Source organism: Streptomyces sp. NPDC094032, from assembly GCF_040303965.1.
In the GTDB taxonomy this organism is placed as follows: domain Bacteria; phylum Actinomycetota; class Actinomycetes; order Streptomycetales; family Streptomycetaceae; genus Streptomyces.
Genome location: NZ_JBEOUE010000055.1, coordinates 1 through 5,403 on the forward strand (window position 1 = coordinate 1; position 5,403 = coordinate 5,403).

General features: G+C 72.4%; 6 protein-coding genes. 1 reads left to right on the plus strand and 5 read right to left on the minus strand.

Going from position 1 to position 5,403, the window contains the following annotated elements:
• Positions 1-123: 123 nt before the first annotated feature.
• The 4 genes from ABTZ54_RS35570 to ABTZ54_RS35585 are packed head-to-tail and all read right to left on the minus strand — an operon-like array spanning position 124 to position 3,656.
• Entirely contained in the window at positions 124-801 is a 678-nt protein-coding gene (locus ABTZ54_RS35570) for a response regulator (RefSeq protein WP_351672098.1), read from the minus strand.
• Positions 798-1,973 carry a sensor histidine kinase gene (locus tag ABTZ54_RS35575; protein WP_351672101.1) on the minus strand — a complete coding sequence of 392 codons (1,176 nt, stop codon included), beginning with the start codon at positions 1,971-1,973 and terminating at the stop codon, positions 798-800. Before ABTZ54_RS35575 ends, ABTZ54_RS35570 begins: the two co-directional genes overlap by 4 nt.
• Before the next feature lie 10 nt (positions 1,974-1,983).
• Entirely contained in the window at positions 1,984-2,754 is a 771-nt protein-coding gene (locus tag ABTZ54_RS35580; protein ID WP_351672104.1) for an ABC transporter permease, read from the minus strand.
• A complete protein-coding gene (locus ABTZ54_RS35585; protein WP_351672107.1) occupies positions 2,751-3,656 on the minus strand; it encodes an ABC transporter ATP-binding protein in 906 nt (301 codons plus the stop codon). The genes ABTZ54_RS35580 and ABTZ54_RS35585 overlap by 4 nt, the downstream gene beginning before the upstream one ends.
• A 137-nt stretch (positions 3,657-3,793) precedes the next feature.
• On the opposite strand from ABTZ54_RS35585, the gene ABTZ54_RS35590 reads away from it, so the two are divergent.
• Positions 3,794-4,351: a GNAT family N-acetyltransferase gene (locus ABTZ54_RS35590; protein ID WP_351672110.1), complete on the plus strand. Its 558-nt coding sequence runs from the start codon at positions 3,794-3,796 to the stop codon at positions 4,349-4,351.
• Here ABTZ54_RS35590 and ABTZ54_RS35595 read toward each other — a convergent pair.
• Positions 4,348-5,403 (minus strand): P-loop NTPase family protein (locus tag ABTZ54_RS35595; protein ID WP_351672113.1); only part of this gene is annotated, 1,056 nt, incomplete at its 5' end. The genes ABTZ54_RS35590 and ABTZ54_RS35595 overlap by 4 nt on opposite strands.

Here is a 5,403-nt window from a genome sequence, read left to right on the forward strand (position 1 = left end):
GCAGGGGGGACCCTGTGGGAGAGTAGGACGCCGCCGAACAATCATTGTGGGAAAGCCCCGCACCTTATGGTGCGGGGCTTTTCTGCGTTTACGGGTGGTTCCGGCCGGCGCTGCCGCCGCGCGCTAGGCGGGCTTCGTGAGGCCTGTGTCGTAGGCCAGGATGACGGCCTGGACGCGGTCGCGGGAGCCCGTTTTCGACAGGATGCGGGTCACGTGGGTCTTCACCGTGGACTCGGCCAGGTGCAGGCGGGTGGCGATCTCCGTGTTGGTCCAGCCCTGGGCGATGACCGTGAGGATCTCGCGTTCCCGGTCGGTGAGGGAGGAGAGGCGGGGGTCCTGCTTCGGCTCCGGCTGCCCCGGGGGCTCGGACGACGGGGGCAGGTAGTGGATGTACGCGTCCAGGAGGCGGCGGGTCAGGGACGGGGCGACCACCGCGTCGCCGCTTGCCACCGCGCGGATGCCGGCTAGGAGTTCCTCGGGCTGGGCGTCCTTCACCAAGAAGCCGCTCGCGCCGGCGCGCAGCCCGTCGTACGCGTACGCGTCCTGGTCGAAGGTGGTGACGATCAGGACGCGGGTGCGGGCGCCGGTCGCGACGATGCGGCGGGTGGCCTCGATGCCGTCGAGGCCGGGCATCCGGATGTCCATCAGGACCACGTCCGGGCGGTGCCGGTCGGTCAGGCGGACCGCCTCGGTGCCGTTCGCGGCCTCGTCGACCACGGTCATGTCGTCCTGGCTCTCCAGCAGCATGCGGAAGCCGAAGCGCTGCATGGGCTGGTCGTCCGCGATGAGAACGGTCGTCATGAGGGGGTGTTCTCCCGGGGAAGTCGGAGTCGGACGCGCCAGCCGTCGCCGGTGGGCGCCGGGCCGCATTCGAGTGTGCCGTCGTAGAGAGCCGCGCGCTCGCGCATTCCGGTCAGGCCCCGGCCGGTGCTGCCGGCGGGAGCGTCGTCGGACCTGCCCGTGTTCGTGATCGTGGCCACCAGTGCGTCCGGGCCGTGGGTCACTTCGACCGTTGCCTGCGTGCCCTCGCCCGCGTGCTTCAGGGTGTTGGTCAGGGCCTCCTGGATCACCCGGTAGACCGTCAGTTGGGCGCCGGGGGAGAGCGGGTGGGGTGGATGGGGCAGGTGTGCGTGGATCGGGAGGCCTGATGCGCGTACGCGGGTGATCAGGGTGGGCAGGTCCGCCAGGGTCGGCTGGGGGGTGCGGGTGGGCTGGGCGCCGTCGTTCTCGCGCAGGATGTCGAGGAGGCGGCGGAGGTCCGTCAGGGCCTCGCGGCTCGTGGTGCCGATGGCTTCGAGGGCCTCGGTGGCGCGTTCGGGGCGCTTGGCCGCCGCGTACCGGCCGCCGTCGGCCAGGCCCGTGATGACCGACAGGCTGTGGCCGATGATGTCGTGCATCTCCCGTGCGATGCGGGCCCGTTCGGACGCTGCCGCCTGCCGGACCTCTCGGGCGCGTCGCTCCTCGCGGGCGCGGACCGTGAGGCCGAGGAGGACGGCGAGGGCGTACGCGAGGAGGGCGGGGGTGATGTGCCGCGCCCAGGCGTCCTGGGGGAAGCGGGCCGCACCCACGGCCAGCGGGGGGAGGAGGAGCGCGGCGGACCACGGCAGGGTGCGGGGCGGGCGGGTGCGGGCGAGGTGGAAGAGCGGGATCGTCTGGAGGTAGCCGGCCTGGAGGAAGGCGCCCGAGACGGCGCTGACCACCGCCGCGCAGGCGAGCGCGGCGAGCACGGCCGTGGGGTGGCGGCGGCGCGCGTACAGGGGGAGCGTCATCGCCAGGCTCGTGCCGAGCACCAGGGCCGTCGGGACGGTCGGGTCGGCGGCGGTGTTCCGCCAGCCGCCCGAGGCGTCCACGAGTGCGGCGCATGTCCAGAACAGGGTGACGGCCGTGTTCCATACCCAGGGGTGGGAGGTGTCGAAGGCCTGTGTCCGGGAGGCCGTTCGGTGGGGGGTGCCGCCGTTCGTGTTCGTGGTCACCGGGTCATCCTCATACGTCGCGGCGGCGCAGGCACAGGGCGGGGACGGTGAGTGCCGCGGCCGCCCACAGCAGGAGTGCGAGGAGCGCGGAGCCGGGTGCCGCCGTCCCGGGGGTGTGGGTGGCCGTGCCGAGGGCGGCGGCCGCCTGGGCCGGGAAGTGGTGGACGGCCGTCTCGACCCACGCGTACGGGAGTGTTCCGAGGATCTGGGGCAGGATCAGGATCCCGCCGATGAACGCGCCCAGCGCGCCCGGGACCGAGCGGAGTGCGGCGCCCAGGCCGAGGGCGATGAGGGCCAGCAGGGTGACGCCTACGGCGTTGCCGGCGAGGGCGGTGAGGACGCCGTCGTCGGTGAGGGAGGCGGCCTGGTCGGTGTCGGAGAGGAAGAGCTGGGTCGTCTCGAAGGTCAGCAGTGCGGTGGTGAGGGAGGTGGTGAGGACGACGGTGGTGAAGACCGCCGCCTTCGCCCACAGGACGGGGAGGCGGCGCGGGACGGCGGTGAACGTGGCGCGGATCAGGCCGGTCGCGTACTCGCCCGCTGTCAGCAGGATGCCGAGGACGGCGAGGGAGACCGCGCCGAGCTGTGTGCCGTACAGGGTGAGGACGACGGTGTCGACGTCGGAGTCGCCGCCGCCGGAGGTGTACGTGGTGCCCATCAGGAGGCCTACGCCGAGGACGAGGGCGACGGTGGTGAGGAGGGTCGCCCAGGTCGAGCGGACCGTCCACAGCTTGTGCCATTCGGAGTGCAGGACGTGGCGGGTCCTTACCCGGGGGGTGGTCATGGCGTTGCTCCCTCGTACTCGATCGCGTCGCGGGTCAGGTCCATGAAGGCCTGTTCCAGTGAGGCGGTCTGCGGGGTGAGTTCGTACAGCGGGATGCCGTGTGCGGCGGCGGTCCGACCGATTTCCGGGGCGTCGAGGCCGGTGACGTGGAGGGTGTCGGGTGGGGTGGTGGTGATGGCCGTCGCTCCGGGGAGCAGGGTGCGGAGGCGGGCTGCTTCGGGGGTGACGACCTTGATCGTGGTGCCGCCGGCCTGGTGGACGAGTTCGGTGACGGTGGTGTCGGCGAGGAGGCGGCCCTTGCCGATGACGATGAGGTGGTCGGCCGTCAGGGCCATCTCGCTCATCAGGTGGGAGGAGACCAGGACCGTGCGGCCCTCGGCGGCGAGCGTCGTGAGCAGGGTGCGGATCCAGCGCACGCCTTCGGGGTCGAGGCCGTTGACCGGTTCGTCGAGGATCACTGCGGCCGGGTCGCCGAGGAGGGCGGCGGCGATGCCGAGCCGTTGGCCCATGCCGAGGGAGAAGGACTTCACCCTGCGGTCGGCGACCTCCGTGAGGCCGGTGAGGGCGAGGACGTGGGTGACGCGGGAGCGGGGGATGCCGTGGGTGAGGGCGAGGGCCGTGAGGTGGTGGCGGGCCGTGCGGCCCGGGTGCAGGGAGCGGGCTTCGAGGAGGGCGCCGGCCTGGGTGAGCGGGGCGGGGTGGTCGGCGTACGGGCGGCCGGCGATCGTGGCGCGGCCGTGGGTGGGGGTGTCCAGGCCGAGGAGCATGCGGAGTGTCGTGGACTTTCCGGCGCCGTTGGGGCCGAGGAAGCCGGTGACGGTGCCGGGGTGGACGGTGAAGGAGAGGTCCTTGACGGCTGTTCTGGTGCCGTAGCGCTTGGTGAGGTTTTCTGCGCGGATCATGCTTTCGACGGTAGGGAGCGGGGGGTGGTGGGGCGTCGGACTGGGGGTGGGTGGGGGTGGGGGCGGGTCGTACCTGGGTACGACGGGGGGCCTAAATTGCCTTGTCAGAGGGGGTGGGGGTCGACAGGATTTCGGCCATGGACTTTTTGATACGTGAGATCCGGGGCGATGAGTGGGAGCGGAGCCGGGAGCTTCGGCTGGAGGCTCTTCTGGATCCTGTGGCTTCCATTGCCTTTCTTGAGAGCTATGACGATGCCGTGGAGCGGCCCGATTCCTTCTGGCAGGAGCGTGCCGAGGGTGCTTCGGCGTCCGGGGCGGGTGTGGTGCGGCAGTTCGTGGCGGAGGGTGCGGGCGGGCGCTGGCTCGGTACCGTGAGCGTGCTCGTGGAGCGGCCCACGGACGAGGTGCGGTTCGGTGAGGCGGCCGTCGTCGACCAGACGCACATCGTGGGTGTGTACGTGCGGCCCGAGGCGCGGGGGGCCGGGGTGATCGACGCGCTGTTCCGTGCCGCTGTGGAGTGGTCCTGGGCGCTGCCGGAGCCCGCGGTCGCGCGCGTGCGGCTGTACGTCCACGAGAAGAACGCGCGGGCCGAGGCCTTCTACCGGCGCTTCGGGTTCACCGCGAGCGGCGCGACGGTGCCGATGCCCGGGGACGACGGCGCGCGCGAGCTGGAGTACGAGTTGGCGCGGCCCTAAGGGGTGGGGAGCGGGTCCGGCCAGCGGGATCTGGCCTGTTCCCGTGAGCGCATCAGGGCGAGGGTCGGGAGGCCCTGTGCCGTTCCGTCGGCGAGGAGTTCGGGGAGCCGGGGGAGCGGGGCCACGGCGGCGATGTCGTCGAGGATCAGGCTCAGTGGTGGGTCGAGCCGACCGTCGGATGACCGTGCGGCCATGCGGCGGCCGTGCTCGACCACGCTTGCTGCGAGCGCGGTGAGCAAGGGCATCGCGCCCGGGTGGGTGCGCGGGTCCTCGATCGGTTCACCCACCACGTAGAGGGTGCCCTGTTCGGCGATGAATGATGCGAGCGTCAGGGAGTCTGTTCGGTTGGGGGTGCAGGCCTCTCTGATGTGGATCGAGGAGAGGGCCGAGAGGCTACGGGCCGTCAGTTCCTGGGCTGTTTGGCGGCGTTCGGGGTGGGCGGTGAGGGCCGACTCCAGGAGGCCGGCGTGGCCGGACGCCGCCTTGGGGTGGGTGCGGAGGATCCGGACCGGGTCGTGGGCGTCGGCGCCCTGGGCCCAGCGGTGCACCTGTTTGAACGGGCGGCCGTCGATGGCGGCGGCGTGGAGCCAGCAGCGCAGGAGCGTTTCGGCGGTGTCGGCGAGGGCTGCGTCGAGTCTGGACTGGGGGCGTACGGGGGCGAGGAGGGCGGTGGCCCGTTCCTGGGCCGTGGTGGGGTCTTCGCAGCCGTCGGCCGGGTTCCAGTGGAGGCGGCCGGGGGTGTCGCAGAGGTGGCCGGGGTCGTAGACGAGGACGGGGCCCAGTTTGGCGCGGGCGTCCTTGGTGTCGGTCCAGAGGGTGGGGTCGGAGGTGACGACCAGGGCGGGGCCCTCGGCGTCGTGGATGGCTTGGGTGGCGGTGGGGCGGCGGGTTTGGGCGGGGGCGTAGATGAGGTGGGGGGTGTCCGAACGGGGCGGTGGGACCGCGCCCGGCCGTGGGTCCACGGGGTCCGGGGCCTCCGCGGGGGAGGGAGGTGTCCGGACTGCGACCTTCACTTCGCTTCGCTCGTTACGGGCGCCGCCACGTCCGGACAC